Raw genomic sequence first — 19,911 nt, 5'->3', positions numbered from 1 at the left:
TTTAATTTGAGAACTTATAAGATTTTTTTTTGATACATTGATTATTAGATTAGTCCGTATTTCATCGAGTAGATTAAAACCCTTATTGAAAGGCTTTCGTCCTTGAGATATTTTTTGATTCTTTCTTCGGCCCCATTCTCCATGTCTTTAATGAGATTTTCCATCTTGTTTTCAACAAGAAAATTGAAGGCTTCTTCGGCCGTTAAAAAGGAATTGACGGTTTCGATTGTTTTTTTGTCTGCACCCTGCATGGCAAGGTAGTAGACGAAGGCTTCCATGCGGGTGTCCGCGGTGCGGTTATGAGTGTTAAAAATACCTATGGAAAGTTTGGCAAATTTGCCGATATGGCCGAGCAAGGTCATGGTTTTAAAGCCTTTAGAATAGGCATAGCTTAGGCTATCCCCTATATAGTTTGACATTTTTACGGTGGGAAGGTCTATTATGGTTTTTAGTTTTTCTTTAAGACCTTCCCCATAGTTTCCCGGCACCAAGAGGATTTCTTTTTTTTCGGAATTTTGTGATATTGCGTCTATTTCAAGATAGATGGTTTTTTTTATAGCATCCTCGCTCATAGGATAGACTATGCCCTTTGTTCCGATGATAGAGATGCCTCCTTCAACGCCGATATTTTTATTAAAGGTTTTTTTGCCGATTTCGGCTCCTTGCGGACTAAAAATTTCTACATTGAACCCCTTTTCGGAAACCTTTAAAACTTCTTTTTCTATCATTTGACGAGGTACCGGATTAATGGCAGCCTCCCCTACTTCCCCGAAAAGACCTTTTTTGGTGATTCTTCCTATACCCTCTCCCCCGTCAATGATAACTTTTCCGTCATTTCTATAGGAAACCTTAGCGTGTATGTAAATGCCGTCGGTACTGTCGGGGTCATCCCCTGCATCCTTTTGCACGGCCGCCTCTCCAAAAAGAACTCCGTTTTCTTCTTTATAGGAACGGCAATGCTCTACAGGGAGGTCAAGAATGACCCCTGCAGGCGTATCTATCTCAACCGAGGTCAAAGCTCCGCCGCCCAAAATTAAGGCCGCAGCCTTAGCCGCCGCCGCCGCACAGCTCCCGGTAGTATACCCACATCTTAGTTTTTGTCCGTCTTTATCGATATATAAATCCAGTTTCATCTACGGATAGGATTATAGCATTAAAAAGGGGTTTAGAGAAGATGGGGGAAGGGATAAATGTAGAAGGGCAAATGTCAAAGTTAGAAGGTCAAATTCTTTTCTATTATTCTGATTGCTCCGGCACTGTGAATATGTATTGTTTTGCAGGTAAGACAGTCTTGTATGAATGCAATGTCGTCTGTGCCGATTGCTGCGAGAACTTCTTTGGGGCTTCGGGATATTTCTTTTAGGCGAGTTAGGTCGGCGGCGGGCATCATGGAGGGCTAATCCTCTTCAAAGTAATCGGAATCAATTCGTTTTATAGTATAAATATCTTGTGTGCTCACACCAAGATCATTTTCTATCATTAATTCTGTTAACTGCCTACCGTCAAGCAGTATTATTTTTGCATCAATATCGGTAACATATTCTCTTGCTTCATTTGTAAAATTTGAAGTGGTAATAAATATGCCTTTTTTAGCTTTTTTACCTAGTAAAGCTCCTGCAAATTTTTGTATTTCCGGACGGCCGACATTTCCCTCCCATTTTTTTGCTTGAATATAAATAACATCAAGTCCTAATTTATCTTCCTTAATTATGCCGTCAATTCCCTCATCACCTGATTTTCCAACAACTGTAGCCGCTTCTTTTATTGACCCCCCGTACCCCATTTTTACCAATAAATCAACAACTAATTTTTCAAATCTTGACGAAGAAATATTTTTAATCATAGACAGTAGTTCACTTGATAATTCATTTTTTATACTTAAATAACCGCTTTCAAGTAGTTCATGCGGTGTTATATTTTGTTCCTCTTTATTTATTTTTTTGTCATAATCGGAGGTATCTTTTTCTTTTATAGACTGAAATTCATTAAATGAATCATAATCACTCAACATTTTAGTATTTATAAAATTAGGGTTTCTTTTTAAAAATTTTTTTCCTTCTTCCGATATCTGAAAATAGCCTCTTCTTGTTTTTAGCAATAACCCGGCCTTTGTTAAATATGTTCTTGCCCATCCAATTCTATTATTGATTACAAATGCAGAACCGCTGGGTAATAATTGTTGTTTTTCTTCATCAGTTAAATTGAACCGGGTTATTAATGTATCAATCGTTTCTTTAAATAAATGTTCTTTGCCGTCTTCTGCTATTTTCATTAATGGTAACATGCACTCTTCATATGTTGGAATTGCCATATTCTCTCCTAGTAACACCGGTGTATATAGCTTTAATAAGCTGATTCCTTGCTTGCGATTATACCTCAATTACCCACTTTATCCAACTAGGCACTCCCACATTTTATATTTTCATTTTCAGAATAATCTATAAATGCAATAAAGGAAAAATATTGTAACCGAAGACCATAAAACCGCCCCATTCCCCATTATCATATCACAACCTCCTTAACATCCTTTGCTGCATGATAAGACCGGTTAGTATCATTGTAAAATCAACGGCAGGTTCCGCCCACCAGACGGCGAGGCTTCCGAAGATATGAGGTAAAATCAGCATGGCGGGTACAAAAAGAATGAGTTGGCGCAAGAGGACGATCGCTCCGGCTTTTTTAGCGTCGCCGATAGATTGAAAAAAAGTGAGCGTCATAATCATAATTCCGTATAAAATAAAGGTGGAATAAAACAGTTTGAAATTGATACGGCCTGCTGTAATGATTTCGGGGCGCACATTGAAGATTGATAAGAGGCTTTCTGAAAAAAGCATTGCAGGCACCCACGAGAGAGCGGCAAGAAGCGTTGCGCCGTACATAAAAAGTTTCATCGTTTCGCGTACTCTGCCGTACTGCTTGGCGCCGTAGTTCGCCCCGATAACCGGCTGCAAGCCCTGACTCATGCCCCAAAGCGGAATAAACGAAAACATATAAAGGCGCATTGTGGCGGACATCAAAATCCCCCAGTTATCGCCGCCTGAGGTAAATGCCTGCTTGAACAAAACCGTTTGCTGTACCGCAAACAAAAGCTGCATTAGCATAGCCGAGCTTCCGATACCGAACATTTCACGGTATATTTCTTTGTACTTTTTAATTTTATGTATTTTGACAAAGGGGCTTTTTTTCGCAAAATAGCGCAGAGTTAAAACCGCCTGCACAATTTGCGACAGCACCGTAGCAATCGCAGCTCCCTCAATAGCATAGTCTCCCATCAGGAGCATAAAAATCGGATCCAGCACGATATTCAAAAGAGCCCCCGCTCCCATAATGAACATGGATTGTTTCAACGCACCCTCTCCGCGCATGGTCATGTTTCCGGCTTGTGCAAAGTTTACGAATACCGAACCTAAAAACACAATCCGCAAATACCGTACGCCGAAATCTTTAATCGCTCCTTTTGCTCCCACCATTTCCAAAAAATACGGAGCAGCAAGCACACCCGCCGCCGTAATCACTGCCGAGAAAAGCAGCACCCAATAACAAACATTGCCGAAAATTTTATCTACCGTTTCCGCATCTCCCTTGCCGATTGCCCGCGACAAAATAGAAGCACTTCCGACCCCGAGCAGTGCAGACACCGCTCCGTTTATCAGCGTCAACGACATAGAAATGCTGATTGCGGACATCGCATAGTCTCCGATAATCCTTCCTGCAAATACCCCGTCCATAAACGGATACAGCCCGATAACAACCATTCCGACTATTCCGGGCACCGCCAGTTTAAAAAGCAGCTCCATCGGGCTTTTTGTCAATAATTGTGTTTTCATATCTTGATTCATTTTATTCCTCCTAAAAAATTAGATGAGCAATTCATCAGAGCTTATCAGCTCTGTTCTGCAAAGAAATTTATTGTACATATCCGCTAAAGCGGATTACGAATCAGAATTGCGAATATAATTTTTTACGCCGTTTAGCAATGCAAATGAGAAACGGCATACAATGATGAGAGTTTTACGCTTGCCGCAAAACTCCGGTTGAAGTGAGCGGCACTATTTCAGCCGCGAACTTCAACATCTCTCCTATAATTTAATTTGTAATTTGTAGTGTGTAATTGGTAATTATCACTTACCCATCACCCACTACCCATTATCAATTTTTCATGAATCATTCATAATTAAAAATTGATCCCTTTTTCTATATCATCTTTGCTCTGCACTCATTACAAAATAAGGTAAAGTCGGTATTAGGGTTTTCTTTTATGTACTTTGTAACGGCGGTGTTTTCGGCTTCGTTTTGCATATCTTTGAGGTAATAGTAATATCCCAATCTTCTTCCGACGGCAAAATTAAGTTTATCTTCCGCACTCATCGAAAGGTACGAGTTGACAATTGCAAGCATTGTATTTTTATCTTCAGGCAATTTTCCCCGCACTTCCAATAGTAAGTTTACAATATGCTCATTCACATAATAACTTGTAATATCGGTAAGCTGCTCAATAAAAAGTTTTTGCTCACAAACCATTTCCTCTTCCGATTGCAAATCGGACAAAGGCTTAAAATGAGCGTCTAAAATATCACCGCTCATTTTAATTTGAGTTTTGTCTTTTGAAATTTTTGACGCAAAACTCAAATTATTTACTGTGCTTTCTAACTTGTGTTACGAAAGCACGGAATTCATCAACCTCAACTTTTGATAAAGTTCTCGGTTGATGAATTTTAAGGAAACTTTTCGACATCCCGCCCCAATTTTGTATTCGGTTTAAATGCCGTGTGATGTACGCGGATAAATTCGGGATTAACGGCATTGATTACCTTAGCCGTTTCGATTGCATTTTCTTCGGAAAGAGATTTACCGCCGATTCCGAGCAAGGTAAATTCCGATAATGTCATACCGGCTTTCTTAGCTGCCAAGCCCGATTTTACAATTTGCTCTGCGGTTATCCCCTTGTTGATTTTTTGCAATATCGTGTCCGAGCCCGTTTCAATTCCTCGATACAAGTGATTTAAGCCCGCCTCGCAAAGAGCTTGTAATTCGTTTTCGGTCTTTTTCAAAATGCTGTCACAACGGGCATAAGTAGTAACCGCTTGCAGTGCCGGAAAATACTTTTTAAGTGTATGCAATATCGAAAGCAAATCCTTTGCCGGAATATTAAAGGCATCTCCGTCCTGCAAAAAGCAGGATTTAAAAAAACTTGCACGCTCCCCGTAATAGGCGGCATATTTTTTTATATCGTCTATAACCTCTTCGGTAGAACGCACCGAAAAGCGCATCCCCTTATACAATCCGCAAAAAAAACATCTGTTCCAAGAACAGCCTCTTGTCAAACGCAACAAGAGGCTTTGATGTTCCGACGGCGGTCTTATAGGACCGAGTTCAACATCTATCATCTTGTTTTTCTAAAATGATGAGTATTGAACTATCATGTCCATCGGATTCCGCTCATCGTCATAGCGGTTAGGCGATTTTGCCGCTTCTTTTCCGTAACCGATAACCAAAATGTTTACCGGAACCAAATCATCGGGAATATTGAATTCGGTACGCACTACATCGGGCTTAAAATAAGTAATCCAACAGCTTGAAAGCCCCATATCTTGAGCGCACATCATCATGTGGTCGGCTGCAATACTCGCATCAATATCCGTCATACTTGCCTTGTCAAAGGGGCGAACCCACGCCGCTTTTTTGTCGGCGCATACCACAATGGCAAGCGGTGCCCCGTGCGGAGTACATGCCTTTTGCAGCTTACTCATCGCCGCCTCGTCATTTAAAACAAGAAAACGACAGGGCTGCATATTTGCCGCCGTAGGAGCAATACGCCCCGCTTCCAAAATACTGTTAAGCTTTTCCGCCTCAACAGCTCTCCTTTCATAACTCCTCACCGAATGTCTGCTTTTGGCGAGTTCCAAAAATGTGTTCATACAACACCTCCTAAAAAAATTAGATGAGCAATTCATCAGAGCTTATCAGCTCTGTTCTGCAAAGAAATTTATTGTACATATCCGCTAAAGCGGATTACGAATAAGAATTGCGAATATAATTTTTTACGCACTTTCGCAATGTCAATGAGAAAGTGCATATAATGATGAGAGTTTTGCGCTTGCAGCAAAACTCTAGTTGAAGCGGAAGGTGCCATTTGCATCTGAAGCTTCAACATACCTCCCTGCATAAAAGCATTTATGATAACATTATATGCTAACAATGTTATCTAAAATAAGAAAAAAGGTCAAGAGGATAAAATGGATTTTGTATGAAAAAATATTTTTCTGCTAGAATAAATCGGAAGATGTCTTATTGATATAGAGAATATGATAATCTTATTTTACCTTGTCTGTCGAATCATACATTTAATCATTTCATCAATATTGAAAACCGTATCCTTTACATTTTCAAAAATCGATGGTTAACTTTTAGGATCATTGGTAGGTTTATCCAATAGAATTTTAGTAGATGATTTAATTGAATATCTTATAAATATAACAATCAATATCATTGCGAATCCTAAGCAAAACATCTATTGTTATATTTATCATATTTAAATCGATCAGTCTTTTAAACAATTTTTTATAAGAAACTTATCATCTATTTATTCACTTCCAATTATCAACAGTTCTTGAATCTTACCTGTATTTTTAATGAACGATGTTCCAGCCGAAAGTATAGTACTAATTTTATCTGGAATTTCAACTGATTTGCTAATCGCAGGCTGTACAACATAAACTTTTACTTGTAAAAGTTTTGAGCTTTGCAGTATTTCTTTTAAGGTTCTAAATTCTCCTCTTAAAAATTTATCATTTTTAGCACCCAATACTCTATCATTAATTTTCTTAAGAAGCATCGCCTTAGATGAAACCCAAATAGAACTTTTTATAGCCTGTTGAGTTACTTCATATACATCATCGACCGATGAATTGAATGTTTTGCCTTTCATTGCTTTACAATGATACATTTCAACATATATAAAATCACCATTTTCTTCAAATGTAATAAAGTCCGCGATCTCACCAGTTCCATGGTCAAATATAATATGTGAAAATTTTAATTCTTGTTTTAAGTAGTTTCTAAGTCCATCTTGAATGGAAATCATTCCATTAATTCCAATTCCGCACTCTAAGCTTGTATCCACATTCATATCATCCCAGTTAAATGAGCAAATACGGTTTTGATCGTATTTTTCCAATTCTAAATTACCTTTTAATACTTCTTGCCCATAATAAACTGTATCATCAGTCGTCTTGAACGAAAGGGGATTATTAGAAAAATATTCAGCCAATGAATATTCTTCTTTTCCATTTTTGCAAATAAATTCTTCTTTTTCTGAATTATATTTTCCCGTTACATCACAAGTTAAAACTTCAGTTACATCAAATAACTGAACTCCAAATTTAATCTTATTTTTATTTACCTCTATAACTTTAAGCGTAATATCTGTAATTAATGCTTTCGCATCTAAATTTTCTCTATACACTATAGTACAAGGAGATATAAAGGCCTTTCTATCTAAAAAGCAAAATAGTATATCTGTTTCATATTCTAAAATCCTAACAGGTATTGGCAATTTATCATAGTTTGTATTTGTTTTTACTTTTAATTTATTATTAGAAATTTTTTCTCCAAATAAATCACACCATTTAATATATTCAGGAATATTTAAGTATGAGCTGCTCCAAAATTTTGATCCACTACTATAACCAATAGTAGATGTTGAACCATCTTTTTTAACCTTACAAAATGCATGTCCCGCAGACAGCATTTTCCCTGTTGTCTCATCAATTGATGAAGCAGTATTTGAACCTGCATAAATCCTATATGATTCTCCGCTTTCTGAATATCTATTCTGCATTCCAGTGTTAAAAAACTCGTAATCAGAAAACTCTGCCAGCACTCTGTTCATCTCATCGCGTGGAATTTTATCATAATGTTCTGCAAAAGATTCTGCTATTAATTCATATACTGCTTCTGTCTTATTTTGTGAATATATAAACATTAGCTTTGTATTTGGTTGGTAATGAACAATATATAACCCGAACTCATTATTTAATACACTATCTCCATCTAACCATAATGGTGTACTACTTATCTGTGAAATTCCTAAAATGGAATTCATTTCTTTACTTCTATATATATTTTCTCCAACTTTTAACTCTTCTGGGAAATCCCCGTATATGTTAAAATTCGAAACTTTATAAACTTTTGCATGACAATTTGGTCTGATATTGTTTAATGATATCAACTCATCTTTATTTTCAGGCTTGGTGAACTGGCTTAGAATTTCGTTAACTTCTAAGTCTCCCTCTATTTTTTCTTCTGACATACTAATTATCATATCCTGCCATGCAGCATCACTAGAATATAATTTATTATTTTCAATTTTTAGATTATCATCATTCATAGCAATAAACTTTGCAGTACCTATTTTTTCAGCATTAGTTCTTGCAAAGCGCCCAATAAATTGAAGAGTACTAGCAAGCGATTTATGCGGTTCATGTATTGCAGCAATTTTTAAATTAGGAAAATCAAAGCCCTCACCCAACATATCTACACAAATAATACCATCAAGTTTTTTTTCTTTGAGTAACTTAATAGTTTTTTCAACAGTTTTTGTCGACATAGTGCTATCAATTCGTTCCAATTTTAGTTTTGTAACATCTTTGTATAATTCTTCTAATTTCTTTGCTTTATCTTTTGTATCAGTTCTAATCATCAAAAAATGATCATATCCACTTTCTCTATCATTAAACAGGATTCTTTCTGCCTCTAAAGCAATGCGTTTGTCCTTTTCAGGACCTTCTTCTATGGGATTAAACATGATCTCCCCAAAAATTCCGTCTTTATATGCTCTAGATAATGGATAGTTATAAACAGTCTTTCCTTTTATTTCTTTTTTATCTAATCTAAATGGAGTTGCAGTAACAAGTAAAGATGGTATGTCTATCATATTTTTTATTATTCGTTGCCATGTCGGTGCAGGAACATGATGTGCTTCATCAATAATAATATAATCAAAATTTTGTCTAATTTGTGATTCAGAAATTGATAAGGCAACCTGATGAGTAGCTATTACTACATCTGCTCTTAAAATATTCTCATTATAGTCTGTACTATATAGGTGCTTAGCTTCATATATGATTGGAGCATTAGTCTGTTTTGAAAACACACCCACATATTTTAATGTTCTTAAATATGCATAGTCATTTGCAATTTGATTCCTTACCATAGCACTAGGAGTCACAATCAAAACTTTATTTTTTTTCAAAAGGTATGGTGCCATCATAACAACAGTTGTTTTACCTGATCCTGTTGGCATAACAATAACTGCTGCATCTTTTGAATTTAGTGTTGCATAAGAAGCAACAGCATATATTGCCCCTATTTGAGCATTTCGAAGCCCGGGTTTATCTGCGTTTGTAATTGGAAATCTCACTTCATCATATAAATCACTAAAATAGCTAATAAGAACTCCCTCCTTAGATCATTTTTATTATATCACAAAAAAATTCTAGTTTTAGCAAACCGACTTAATAAACAATCGTCACAGTCTAAAAACAGGTAAAAGAGTAAATTAAAATTCCGCTTCCCCCTTTTTCTCTTCATCCTCCGGCCCAAAAACTTTCCTCCAGCCGGCGGAAAAAAATTCGGCAAGGGTTTTCATTGAGTTCAAAGCGTCTTTTTTTTTGAAATTATGCAGCACGGTTTCAAATATACAGGAAAAATACGCGTGGGTCAGCATGTGCAATTCTTTTTCGGGAAGCCGGCGGACGGCAATGCCTTTTTTTTCAAGCAGTTCGTAGGTTTTATACATATCCTTGATTTCCCGCTTTACCATCCAATCGGTAAAATCGGCATATTTGGTACCGGATGCACAGCAGAGAACCAGTTTAAAGGATTCCAAGTGATCGAAAATATAAGAGACAAAATCTTCAAGGGCTTCAGCCGAAACCTTCCATATTTCATCGATACCGCTGTTTTCAAGCATGGTAAAACACAGTTTTTCGGAGGCGGAATACTGTTCTTGTAATCCCTGAATTGCAGGTTCCACCAATGCGGAAAAAAGGTAGGCCTTATCCTTAAAGTGCCGGTAAAATCCGCCTGTGGTAACGCCTGAAAGCCTGCATATTTCACGCAAGTTGGCACGCTCAAAGCCTTCTTTTAAAAAAAGTTCTTTACCGTTTTTGAGAATCGTTTCGTGTGTTTGTGCATAAGTTCCCGTACTCATTTTTTTTGCCTCTTTGGTAACCATGTTATCAGTATATTTAAAAGAAAAAAATTGTCAATAGGAAAAATTTTTACCGCTTGATAACCATAGCACTTAACCGTATACTAAGCCTATATATTTTACTAAAAAACTATTACCAATGCTGATTACTTTTATAAGGAAAAACTATGAATGTATACGATTTAATTGCAGAACATTACAACGACCTTTTTCCGCTTGAAACGGAAAAACTTGAATTTATACAACACCTTTGTCCGTTGCCGGGCAGATTGTGCGATGCAGGCTGTGCAACCGGTGAGCTTGCAATGGGTTTATATCAAAAAGGATATAATATATGCGGACTCGACTTAAATGCAAAGATGATTGGAATTGCAGAAAAGAAAGCTTCGTGTATCCGCAAAACAGGTGAGCTTATGTTCTATCATGCAGATATCGCCGATATTATGCAGTTCGGTAAATTTAAGGGAGTACTGTGTTTCGGTAATACGCTTCCACATTTGCGTGATGAAGAGGTCATCCGCCGTCTTTTTAGTTCCGTGTATCGGTCATTAGAGGAACACGGCATCTTTATTGTTGAAGTTCTCAATTATGACCGCATCCTTGCTGATAAAAAAATGGACTTTAAAGATAAAGAAACAAAAGATTTTATTTTTAAGCGGCACTATGATTTTTTACCTGACGGGGATATCAGATTTACTATAGAATTTACCGATAAGCAGCGCAGTACCGTCGGTTCGGATTTTACGGTATTACATCCACTTAAGAGGCAAATGCTTTTAGCCTTATTTAAGCAGGCAGGATTCAAATCCGTTTCAGCATATTCTGATTACAGCTTTACGGAAAGCCGTGCAGAAGATTATGCCGTAGTATACACAGCAAATAAATAAGAGATATAATATTCTCATTTTGATAAGGAGCAGTTTATGAAAAACATAAAATATCTTTACATGGTTTTGATTTTTTTTACGATTATTTTAATAAAAGGCATGGCGGCAGAAAACAACAAAGAGTATAAAGTACTGATAGGTATGGCCCCCGACAAAGCTGTAAATCTTAAAGGAATAAAAACGCTGGTAATTGATGCTGAATTTTTTTCTAAAAAAGATATAGAACAGCTTCACAAAAACGGGAATGTTAATATATTTTCTTATTTAAACATCGGCTCTATCGAAACATTCCGCGATGATTATGAAGCATTTAAATATCTAGCTTTAGGCGACTATGAAAATTGGGATGAAGAAAAATGGATAAATGTTGCGGACAAAAGATGGCAAAAAAGAATTAAGGACAAAGCACGGCTCTTATCTCAAAAAGGCATAGACGGTTTTTTTCTTGATAATGCCGACATCTATTATCATTATCAAACACCCGAAATATATCGGGGACTTATGACTCTTTTACAGGAAATACATAAAGAAAATAAACCTATTATAATCAACGGCGGAGATACTTTTATAAGTCAGGCAATGAAGGAAAATGCTCTTAAAGGAATCGTAAACGGAATTAATCAGGAAAGTGTATTTACCGAAATCAATTTTAAGGATAACACCTTTGGAGTAAAACCCATAGAAGACAGAGAGTATTTTCTTGCCTATCTGGCTCAATGTAAAACCTATGGATTTACCGTCTATTTACTGGAATACGGCCCAAGCAAAAAAATTGAAAAAGACATAGAGGCTTATTGTCAAAGCAATGGATTTATCTACGATATATCCCATTCATTGCAGCTCGATAAACTTTTTTAATTTTATACTTCGATATTTTTATGTCATTTTTATAACAGTCTTGACATCTTGCAGTTTTTAGAGTATTGTCTTTATATGGTTAAGTATTTTTTGTGTTTAACATTAGTTTCTTTGCTTTCCCTTTTTAGGCTTTGTAAAGAAACAAAAATGTTAGCCTAGTTTACCCCCCCCCCATTTTCTCTATTAGTTCTAATATCTCTAACCGATTATTTTGTTTTTCTCATATAAGTTTTGATTTTTCGAATAAAATTTTTTCTCAATCTAAAAACTTTGTTAGGTTTTTAGATATGCCCGTCGAGTTTTTCATAAGCCTTTATGTATTAATGACTTATGAAAAACATCGCAAGTTAAATTTAAGGAAAACCTCTAAAAAACTGAAGTTTTTAGAGGTTCCCTTTTATATAAATTAATTTCTTTAAAAGGAGAAAATTAGTTATGGAAAAAACTAATTTAAAAATTAAGAAGAAATTCTTAAATCGGGCAGTATTTTTTACTGTATTGTTGTCGGTTGCGGGCTTCTTATTTATCGGCTGTCCGCAAAAACCTGAGGTAAAACAGGAAACAAAGACCGGAGAGCCTATGACTCTTACTCTTAACCAAAGTCCTGAAAAGACGGTTTTGACAAAGAACAAGGTTACCATCAGCTTTACTTCAAGCACCTCTGTAAAGACTGCAAAATGGAAAAAAGGCGTACACAGCGCAAAGGATGTTTTGGCAAGCGGAACGGCAATTACCGGCAATAGTTTTGAGGTAAGCGAAAACGCTAAGTATTCCGTGGGGGTTCAGGACAATGAGGGCCGAAGGGAAGTTGAAATTATTGAGATTAGCAATATAGACAAAGAGCCGCCCCCTGCTCCTGCTAATTTGACTGCGGAATATAGGTTAAGCACAAAGAAGATTATTCTCAAGTGGACTGACCCTGCCGACTCAGGCTTAAAAGAGCTGCGCCTTACATACAATGTAAACGGAGCAAACGAAACTATCGAAACGATAGCGAAAGGAGTACAAACTTTTGAGCTTACAAATGTACAAGTGCAAAGCCCGCCCGCACTTTATGCCTTTAGTTTAAAGGCTGTAGACATGGCAGGCAATGAAAGTACGGCGGCTTCCGTAAACATCACGCCGTCAGAGGATGCGGAGGTTACAGGTATAAGTCTTAACCGCACCCACTTGGACACCAAGATGACGAACAGGAATATCGAAGTAACGGTAAGCGGAAGCAATTTTGATAAGCTGACTAGCCTTTTGGTTCAGATTACCGACGGCTTGACAAATTATCCGCCGGTAACGGCAGCAATCGATACAATGAACAATAAGGCTGCTGCAACCGTCCAAGCTCCTGTTCTTTCATGGTCGACAGATGAAGGAACTTTATACACCGTAAAGGCAATCGTCAACAGTGCCTTTCCTGCCGAAGCTACGGCTTCTTTTATAGTTTCAAGTCCTGCAAGAGTAACAAAGATAACGCTTACGCCTAATCAGCTTCCCTTTGGCAGTGCAGAGAAGGTAAGTGTAAAAGTAACGGGAAAAAACTTTGATATCCGAGGCCTTACAAAGATAAAGCTCTTGGATTCAAGCGGAGCTGAGGTTGCCGGAAGTACGGTAACGATTCCTGCCGATGTGGGAGATGCGGCAAGTTTTACTGCCGAGCTTCCCTTACCGCCTGAAAGCGGAGTATACACGGCAGCCGTGTACTTTGATGAGGTAAAAGAGGCAGTAACAAGTACTTTAAAGCTTTACGGTGCACCTCAAATTATGAGCATGACGATACCCAAAGCGGGAACAAGTTACGGAGGAAATAAGCTGCCTGTAACTATTACGGGGAAAAACTTTACCGCACCCGGTATAAGCGCAACAAGTTTTACCGGAATTCCTGCTTTAAGTGATGTACAAATAGTAAACGATACCTTGGTAAAGGCAAATGTGTACTGTCCTTATACGGCAGGGGAAACAAACCTTACCGTAACCTGCACGCCTGAAGGGGGTAGTCCCGCACAAGGAACGGGAAAGATTATAGTAAAAGACTATAGCGGCTACACCCTAGGAAAGATAGTCTTAAAAGATGAGAACCTTGTTTCTAAAGATGATTATACGGCAATAGACGAGAGCAATCCTCCTGTTGCAATTATTGCAGGGCTAAACGGCTATGGAAGAGCAATAGGTATAGCCCTTCATATAGCAGATTTAAGATGGGCAAAGATAGACAGTACCGGTTATAATACGGGGTTTGAAGGTATAATCTGTGAACCCTCTGTTGCAGGAAACGGAGCTGCTTCCACAGCAACATTTACCGGAGACCTTGACGGAAGCGATAACTGGGATTATATATGCAGTATAGACCCTGAAGGGACAAAGGACGCTGTTGTTTCAGAAAACTATCCTGCCTTTAACTGGGTAAACCGGTATAATACAATATATGCTGCACAGCTCGGCGGTATAAACTTTGTATGGTATATGCCCAGCCTTGCGGAGCTATGCGGGGTGTATAGAAACCGCGAGGCAATCAATGCGAGCCTTGCAAAGATATACGGTCTCGGAAGCTCCTATGCCGATTCAAGTCTCGGCACTTTTGCCTTTTGGTCATCGTCTCAAGTTTCCTACCCCTACGAACTCGCTTGGCGAGTATATTTCGACAATGGCAATGTGTACTTCCAAAATAAGTTCGATGGTTTTGGAGTTTGTTGTCTTACAGTCTTTTAACCGCTCAAGAATGTACATCCTTGTACATTCTTGTACATTCTTGTACATTCTTGAGCTTCGAGTTTTCTGGCGAAAACTCACCAAATATGGAACCTCGGACATTCTGTCCTTTGGTAAATAATTAAACTGCCCTTATAAAACTTTCCGCAATTTATAGGGGCAATCGCAAAAAGCGGAAAATTATATTTTAAGGAAAATTTTATGAACAACAAAAACAATTCTGCTTTAAATAGCAGCACAGAACATGTACATCCGTTTGAGCCCTTCGTCTCTAAAAACACAAAGACTTTAATATTGGGTACCTTTCCGGGAAAAGATTTTACGGATCCTAATAAAGAAAATGACAAAGAAGATTGGTATTACGGCAATAAATGTAACGAATTTTGGGAATTAATAGAATATGCTTTAGACTGTAAAGAAAATTCATTAAAAAAAATAAAAGAAAAAAAAGAAGTATTGAAAAAACACAATATAGGTATAACAGACATTGTCAAAAAAGCAAAGCGAAAAGAGGATAATAACTCAGATGAAAATCTTGAAGTTATGGAAACTAACGATCTTAACTCCCTTCTTGATAAATACAAGGACATTGATACAATTGTACTTACTTCCAAAGACATGTACTCAAAATTTTTTAAAAAATATTATGTAAAAACTGACGATGCCATTTTAAAACAAGACAAAAACAAGGAACCGGAAACTTATGAAGAACAAGGTAAAAAAATAAATATCTATTATTATACTTTTAAAGGAAGGCCAATCCGTGTTGTCCCATTGCATACTCCCGCAAGAAAAAATGTAGCAAATATATCAATAGATATAAAAAAAGCACTATATAAATATATATTAAAAAATAAGATATTTTGCCGTTAGGCAAAACTCTAAACTTAAAATCGGACACGGATGCCGGTGGTTCCCAACTTCAAGAGTTTGCGCTTGCCGCAAACTCTAAGCTGAAAATCGGACACGGAAGTCCGATTTTCAGCGAACTACTTGAATTTTTACCGATTTTCTTTTATACTTCCCTGATTTTAAATTAGGAGATTTGATAAACAGTTCGGCAGAAATTCAGCCTCACTGTTTATCGATATTGTATGCAGTTTGTAAACAAACTGCGTGAAAAAACTTTTTTCGGAAGCTGAGGCTTCCTGCAAAAAGTTTTTCTGGGAGTAGATATGGGTAAGGTAATTATGGGAGCTGAAGCTCTTGACGGATATTTAACTGAGGACGATATAAGGCATCTTAATGAGATGAATGCTCTTTATCAGGAAGCTATTGACAATTTTACGATTTTGGAAAAGGATGGCGGCGAAAATAAGAAAAAGGCAAAGGAGGAGGTTATAAGGCTCTATACCGAGATGGGGCATCTTATGCAGAATATCTGCAAGGAAATACCCCAGCTTAAAATCTTTTCCTTTGATACGGAACACGAAAGTCATGCAGAGGCTTCAAGAGTTATTGCAAAGCTCCGCTCTATAAAAACAGACCACAGCGAATTCTTGTATTATACCCAGCGTTCCTTTGAAATGCTTTTTAAATTGGCTTATAAGGGACACCAAAAAGACAAAAAAAACTATCTTGTAGTAAAAACCCCTGTTACCGATCCGGTTCAAAACTATGCCGTTCACAAGATAACGGATATCGACCATAAAATCGAAAACACAGTTATGTGCGTCATGCTAAGAGGGGCACTCCTCCCTTCAATGATTCTTTCAAAAGAAATCGAAGAATATTCTTCTCACGGTTATGTAACCCCCTTTGCCCTCTTTAAGATAAAAAGGGATGATTCTCGCAAAGAAGACGATATGCAGTACATCCTTGATTTGGATAAGTCCTATTTTAACTTAAAAGACTTGGACGGCAAGGACCTTATTTTTGCAGATCCTATGAATGCAACCGGAGGAAGCCTTGTAACTGTTGTAAAGCACCTAAAAAAATTGGGTATCAAACCGAAATCCATAAGCTGCTTCCATGTAATTTCTGCCTTAAAGGGAGCCTTGAGAATTGTACGGGCCTTGGATAACTGTACTCTTTATACCCTGTGGATGGACCCGGCCCTAAATGCTTCAGCCTATATAATGCCGGGCTTGGGCGATGCAGGAGACAGAATAAACGGAAGCGACACTGATGAAACACCTCGAAACATCATCCAGCTCCTTGCAGACTACGGCTCAAATATTTCGGGGCTATACCGCTCTCAACTAAGACAGATAGAAAAAACGGTCTTAGAAAATTAAGGGATTCAAAAAAAATGAAGAAAAATATTTTTATACTTTTTTTAGGAGTCTTGTTTTTTCTTTCATTTTCAAAAGCTTTTGCAAAGGGGGCTGTCGAAGAAGATCTCGCGGGAGAGTATTTTTCGATAGCCCAAGGCTATGCAGAGCTAAAAAACTATTCTAAGGCAGTAGATTATTACCTTAAAGCCGAAAAATCGGAAATATATAAAAATGCGGTCCAATATAATTTGGCTCAAGTTTATGCCCTTCAAAAAGATTGGGATTCTTGCCTAAAATATATTGAACCTCTTTACCAAAAAGCTCCTGAAAACATAAAACTATCTACAGCCTATGCCTATGCTCTGGCCTCATCGGGAAAAGATGAAAAGGCTCTTTTAATTTATGAAAAAATTTATTTGGAAGATAAGGAAACTCCTGAATATTTTTTTAACTATGTGAGGCTTTTAATTATAGTAAAAAAGTATGAAAAAGCAAAAGAACTATTGGACGGATCAAAAGAAAAGTTTACACAAGAAGACGATAAAAAAACTATAAATTCACTTGAAAAAGAAATTGAAAAACTTTTAAATCCGCCTGAACTTAAAAAAGAAGAAAATAAATCAAGTGCCGAAAAAGATAAAGCAGATCAATCAAAAACAGGAACGGCCTCATAACCATCGCTTTTTAAGCGTATAACCATATCTCCCTTGCCGTCATCCTTAACTAGAACCGAAAAAAAAGTTTCATCCCCGCGCTCTTCTTTTTTTATTATTACAGTAAACCCTTTCTTTTTTAGTTCATCGGAAAGCCCCTTCGCAAAATTCTCGGTTTTAAAAAAACCGGTTTGATAAAATTTTGCGGAAAAATTTCCTGTACCTTGTGACTGTTCTTGGCCTAAAGATACCTCTTCATTTTCAGCATCCGTTTCTTTAAAAGAAATATTTTTGGGCATTAGATACCAAAAAGTTTTTGGACTTAAAATAGTTTCGCCTCTTACAACACCGGCTTCAATGCTGTTAGGAAATTTTTTTAAGAGGGTATTTTCAGCCTTCTTATCTCCGTCTACCCACCAAAGGCTTAAAAGAAGAGCCGGATGAAATTCTTTAAATCGTGAATCGACAACATATTTCCTGATGTTTGTAAGAGAGGCTTCTTCATCAGATTTTAGCTTTAACCATTCAAAAAAAGTGAGGATTTTTATATCTTCTTTTGAAAAAGGTTCTTTAACCGCCGGTAATAAGCGGTTACGGCAAAGTTCTGAGGCCTCGGTGATATTATCTGCTAAAAGAAAGGCTCCTAGAGCCTTTGTTAAAATAGTTTTTTTTCCGCTTGAAGGAGAAAGCTCAGCTGCTTCAAGATAGTGTTTGCCGGCTCGTGAAAATAAATCGAACCTTTCCTCATAGTCGGCCAAAACAGATAGAGCTATAATTTTTTCATCGTTTGAAGAAATCTTTTTTATTTCGGCTTCAATAAATGAAGAAACTTCAATAGGATTTTTTTTTGTAAAACCGTTTTTGATAATCTTTTGAATGTTCTGAGGTAAGGAGTCTTGACCTATAAGGCTATGTAAAAAAAAGAGAGAGCATAAAAAGAACAATATTTTTTTTACATTAAATTTCATAAGCCCTTTTTACCTCATTTAATTTCAGAATTAGTATCGCTCATTGAAGGTTTAGATTCTTTTTTGCGCTTAAACCATGATTTTTTAGGCTTTTTTAAATCTACGGTATTTATTCCGGTACCGTCACTTGCAGTAAGGGTTTCCTTTATTTCTTTAGGCTGCTTATTTTTTTTCTTTTTGCTTCCGAAGAAAAAAGGAATGGTTAATATAAGCCCTATTAAAAACGAAAAAATATTGCTTACATAAACAGGTATATTTTCAAATGTATAAAAAATCAAAGAAACATCGCAAGAATTCTTCATATTAAAGCCTGCAAATAAGCCTAAAAACAATACTATCAATAAAAAATAAATAAGTTTCCAGTTCATATAAAAATCCTTATAAGAGCTTCGCTCAAAAGAACAGTAACATAAATTTTCAATAAAGACAACAGGGGAATAAAATCTAATTTACTCTGTTTATTTCTTTACCGGAAATAAAGGCTTTTACGTTATCGGCAGCTGTTTTTATCAGTCTTTCCCTTGCCTCAAAGGTTTGCCAGGCTATGTGGGGCGTTATAATGCAGTTAGGAGCTCTAAACAAGGGATTATCCTTAGCCGGAGGTTCTGAGCTCAAAACATCGCAGGCAAGTCCTGCAAGCCTCTTTTCTTTTAAAGCCTCAGCTGCATCTTTTTCGTTTATAAGAGGGCCCCTTCCGGTATTGATTATAATACAAGTTTTTTTTATTTTTTTTAAAGAATCTGCATTTACGATTTCTTTTGTTTCTTCAGTTAAAGGGCAGTTTAAGCTTATTATATCGGAAGAAGAAAAAAGCTCATCGATTGAAACCTGTTTTGCTTCTTCCAAGCCCTTGAGGGTTTTTGCCGAGCGGTTAAAGTAGATTACCTTCATGTTCATGGCAAGGGCAATTTTTGCGACAGCTTGACCTATGTTGCCGAAGCCGACAATTCCTAGGGTTTTATCGGAAAGCTCCCTTATATCGAAACTGTGATAGCAAAAATGAGGAGAAGAAGTCCATTTTCCGGCCATAACCTCATCACTGTGCTCTTTTACACGCCAATAAAAATGAAAAATAAGAGCAAAAACGAGTTGGGCCACACTGTCCGTGCTGTACGATGGAATATTTGTTACACAGATATTTTTAGCCCTAGCAGCTTCGATATCTACAACATTGTAGCCTGTAGCCAAGACCCCTATATATTTAAGACGAGGCAAGGCGTCCATTGTTTCTTTAGAAAAAGCAACCTTATTTGTAAGAACGGCATCGGCCTCCTTACACCTTTCAATAAGCTCATCCGCACTTGTTTTATCGTATATTGTAAGATTTGAAACAGCTTTTAACGCGTCCCAAGAAAGGTCTCCGGGATTGGAAGTAAACCCGTCAAGAATAACCAAATTTAATTTTTCACTCATAAA

General features: G+C 37.1%; 18 protein-coding genes. 6 read left to right on the top strand and 12 right to left on the bottom strand.

Going from position 1 to position 19,911, the window contains the following annotated elements:
- Window positions 1-44 precede the first annotated feature (44 nt).
- From cbiD to E4O07_RS05440, 9 genes are all read right to left on the bottom strand, one after another.
- The gene (gene cbiD / locus E4O07_RS05480) at window positions 45-1,133 is read right to left on the bottom strand and encodes a cobalt-precorrin-5B (C(1))-methyltransferase CbiD (RefSeq protein ID WP_253687798.1); all 1,089 of its coding nucleotides are present in this window, start codon (window positions 1,131-1,133) and stop codon (window positions 45-47) included.
- An 80-nt stretch (window positions 1,134-1,213) separates the two neighbouring features.
- Complete coding sequence (locus E4O07_RS05475) at window positions 1,214-1,390, bottom strand: tudor domain-containing protein (RefSeq protein WP_253687797.1); 177 nt, start codon at window positions 1,388-1,390, stop codon at window positions 1,214-1,216.
- A 6-nt stretch (window positions 1,391-1,396) separates the two neighbouring features.
- Window positions 1,397-2,311, bottom strand: coding sequence for a restriction endonuclease (locus E4O07_RS05470; protein WP_253687795.1), 915 nt, complete (start codon window positions 2,309-2,311; stop codon window positions 1,397-1,399).
- Window positions 2,312-2,507: 196 nt separating this feature from the next.
- Entirely contained in the window at window positions 2,508-3,839 is a 1,332-nt protein-coding gene (locus tag E4O07_RS05465; protein ID WP_253687793.1) for an MATE family efflux transporter, read from the bottom strand.
- 355 nt (window positions 3,840-4,194) lie between these two features.
- On the bottom strand, window positions 4,195-4,584 hold the full coding sequence (locus E4O07_RS05460; protein WP_253687791.1) for a hypothetical protein: 390 nt from the start codon (window positions 4,582-4,584) through the stop codon (window positions 4,195-4,197).
- Between the two features lie 131 nt (window positions 4,585-4,715).
- Entirely contained in the window at window positions 4,716-5,387 is a 672-nt protein-coding gene (locus E4O07_RS05455; protein WP_253687789.1) for a radical SAM protein, read from the bottom strand.
- A gap of 9 nt (window positions 5,388-5,396) precedes the next feature.
- On the bottom strand, window positions 5,397-5,918 hold the full coding sequence (locus E4O07_RS05450; RefSeq protein ID WP_253687788.1) for a nitroreductase family protein: 522 nt from the start codon (window positions 5,916-5,918) through the stop codon (window positions 5,397-5,399).
- Window positions 5,919-6,583: 665 nt separating this feature from the next.
- Window positions 6,584-9,421 carry a DEAD/DEAH box helicase gene (locus tag E4O07_RS05445; protein WP_253687786.1) on the bottom strand — a complete coding sequence of 946 codons (2,838 nt, stop codon included), beginning with the start codon at window positions 9,419-9,421 and terminating at the stop codon, window positions 6,584-6,586.
- A 138-nt stretch (window positions 9,422-9,559) separates the two neighbouring features.
- Window positions 9,560-10,213: a TetR/AcrR family transcriptional regulator gene (locus tag E4O07_RS05440; RefSeq protein ID WP_371921965.1), complete on the bottom strand. Its 654-nt coding sequence runs from the start codon at window positions 10,211-10,213 to the stop codon at window positions 9,560-9,562.
- 167 nt (window positions 10,214-10,380) lie between these two features.
- Between E4O07_RS05440 and E4O07_RS05435 the strand changes: the two genes are divergently transcribed.
- The 6 genes from E4O07_RS05435 (at window position 10,381) to E4O07_RS05410 (ending at window position 17,548) form a co-directional block, all read left to right on the top strand.
- The gene (locus E4O07_RS05435) at window positions 10,381-11,100 is read left to right on the top strand and encodes a class I SAM-dependent methyltransferase (RefSeq protein ID WP_253687783.1); all 720 of its coding nucleotides are present in this window, start codon (window positions 10,381-10,383) and stop codon (window positions 11,098-11,100) included.
- 36 nt (window positions 11,101-11,136) lie between these two features.
- A complete protein-coding gene (locus E4O07_RS05430) occupies window positions 11,137-11,958 on the top strand; it encodes a glycoside hydrolase family 191 protein (RefSeq protein WP_253687782.1) in 822 nt (273 codons plus the stop codon).
- A gap of 435 nt (window positions 11,959-12,393) precedes the next feature.
- Window positions 12,394-14,658: a DUF4959 domain-containing protein gene (locus E4O07_RS05425; protein ID WP_253687781.1), complete on the top strand. Its 2,265-nt coding sequence runs from the start codon at window positions 12,394-12,396 to the stop codon at window positions 14,656-14,658.
- A 201-nt stretch (window positions 14,659-14,859) separates the two neighbouring features.
- Window positions 14,860-15,531, top strand: coding sequence for a uracil-DNA glycosylase family protein (locus E4O07_RS05420; RefSeq protein WP_253687780.1), 672 nt, complete (start codon window positions 14,860-14,862; stop codon window positions 15,529-15,531).
- 302 nt (window positions 15,532-15,833) lie between these two features.
- Window positions 15,834-16,895, top strand: coding sequence for a uracil phosphoribosyltransferase (locus E4O07_RS05415; RefSeq protein ID WP_253687779.1), 1,062 nt, complete (start codon window positions 15,834-15,836; stop codon window positions 16,893-16,895).
- A gap of 14 nt (window positions 16,896-16,909) precedes the next feature.
- On the top strand, window positions 16,910-17,548 hold the full coding sequence (locus tag E4O07_RS05410) for a tetratricopeptide repeat protein (RefSeq protein WP_253687778.1): 639 nt from the start codon (window positions 16,910-16,912) through the stop codon (window positions 17,546-17,548).
- Here the strand turns inward: E4O07_RS05410 and E4O07_RS05405 are convergent.
- The 3 genes from E4O07_RS05405 to E4O07_RS05395 all read right to left on the bottom strand — a co-directional run bounded on the left by E4O07_RS05405 (window position 17,521) and on the right by E4O07_RS05395 (window position 19,908).
- The gene (locus E4O07_RS05405) at window positions 17,521-18,495 is read right to left on the bottom strand and encodes an SPOR domain-containing protein (protein ID WP_253687777.1); all 975 of its coding nucleotides are present in this window, start codon (window positions 18,493-18,495) and stop codon (window positions 17,521-17,523) included. The genes E4O07_RS05410 and E4O07_RS05405 overlap by 28 nt on opposite strands.
- Before the next feature lie 14 nt (window positions 18,496-18,509).
- Window positions 18,510-18,863 (bottom strand): hypothetical protein, encoded by a 354-nt coding sequence (locus tag E4O07_RS05400; protein WP_253687776.1) that lies wholly within the window; start codon window positions 18,861-18,863, stop codon window positions 18,510-18,512.
- 76 nt (window positions 18,864-18,939) lie between these two features.
- Window positions 18,940-19,908: a D-2-hydroxyacid dehydrogenase gene (locus E4O07_RS05395; protein WP_253687775.1), complete on the bottom strand. Its 969-nt coding sequence runs from the start codon at window positions 19,906-19,908 to the stop codon at window positions 18,940-18,942.
- Window positions 19,909-19,911 lie beyond the last annotated feature (3 nt).

Origin of the sequence: Treponema sp. OMZ 798, assembly GCF_024181385.1 — a bacterium.
Lineage (GTDB): Bacteria > Spirochaetota > Spirochaetia > Treponematales > Treponemataceae > Treponema_B.
The sequence above is the reverse complement of the archived record's forward strand: the minus strand, read 5'-3'. Positions and strand labels throughout refer to the sequence as shown.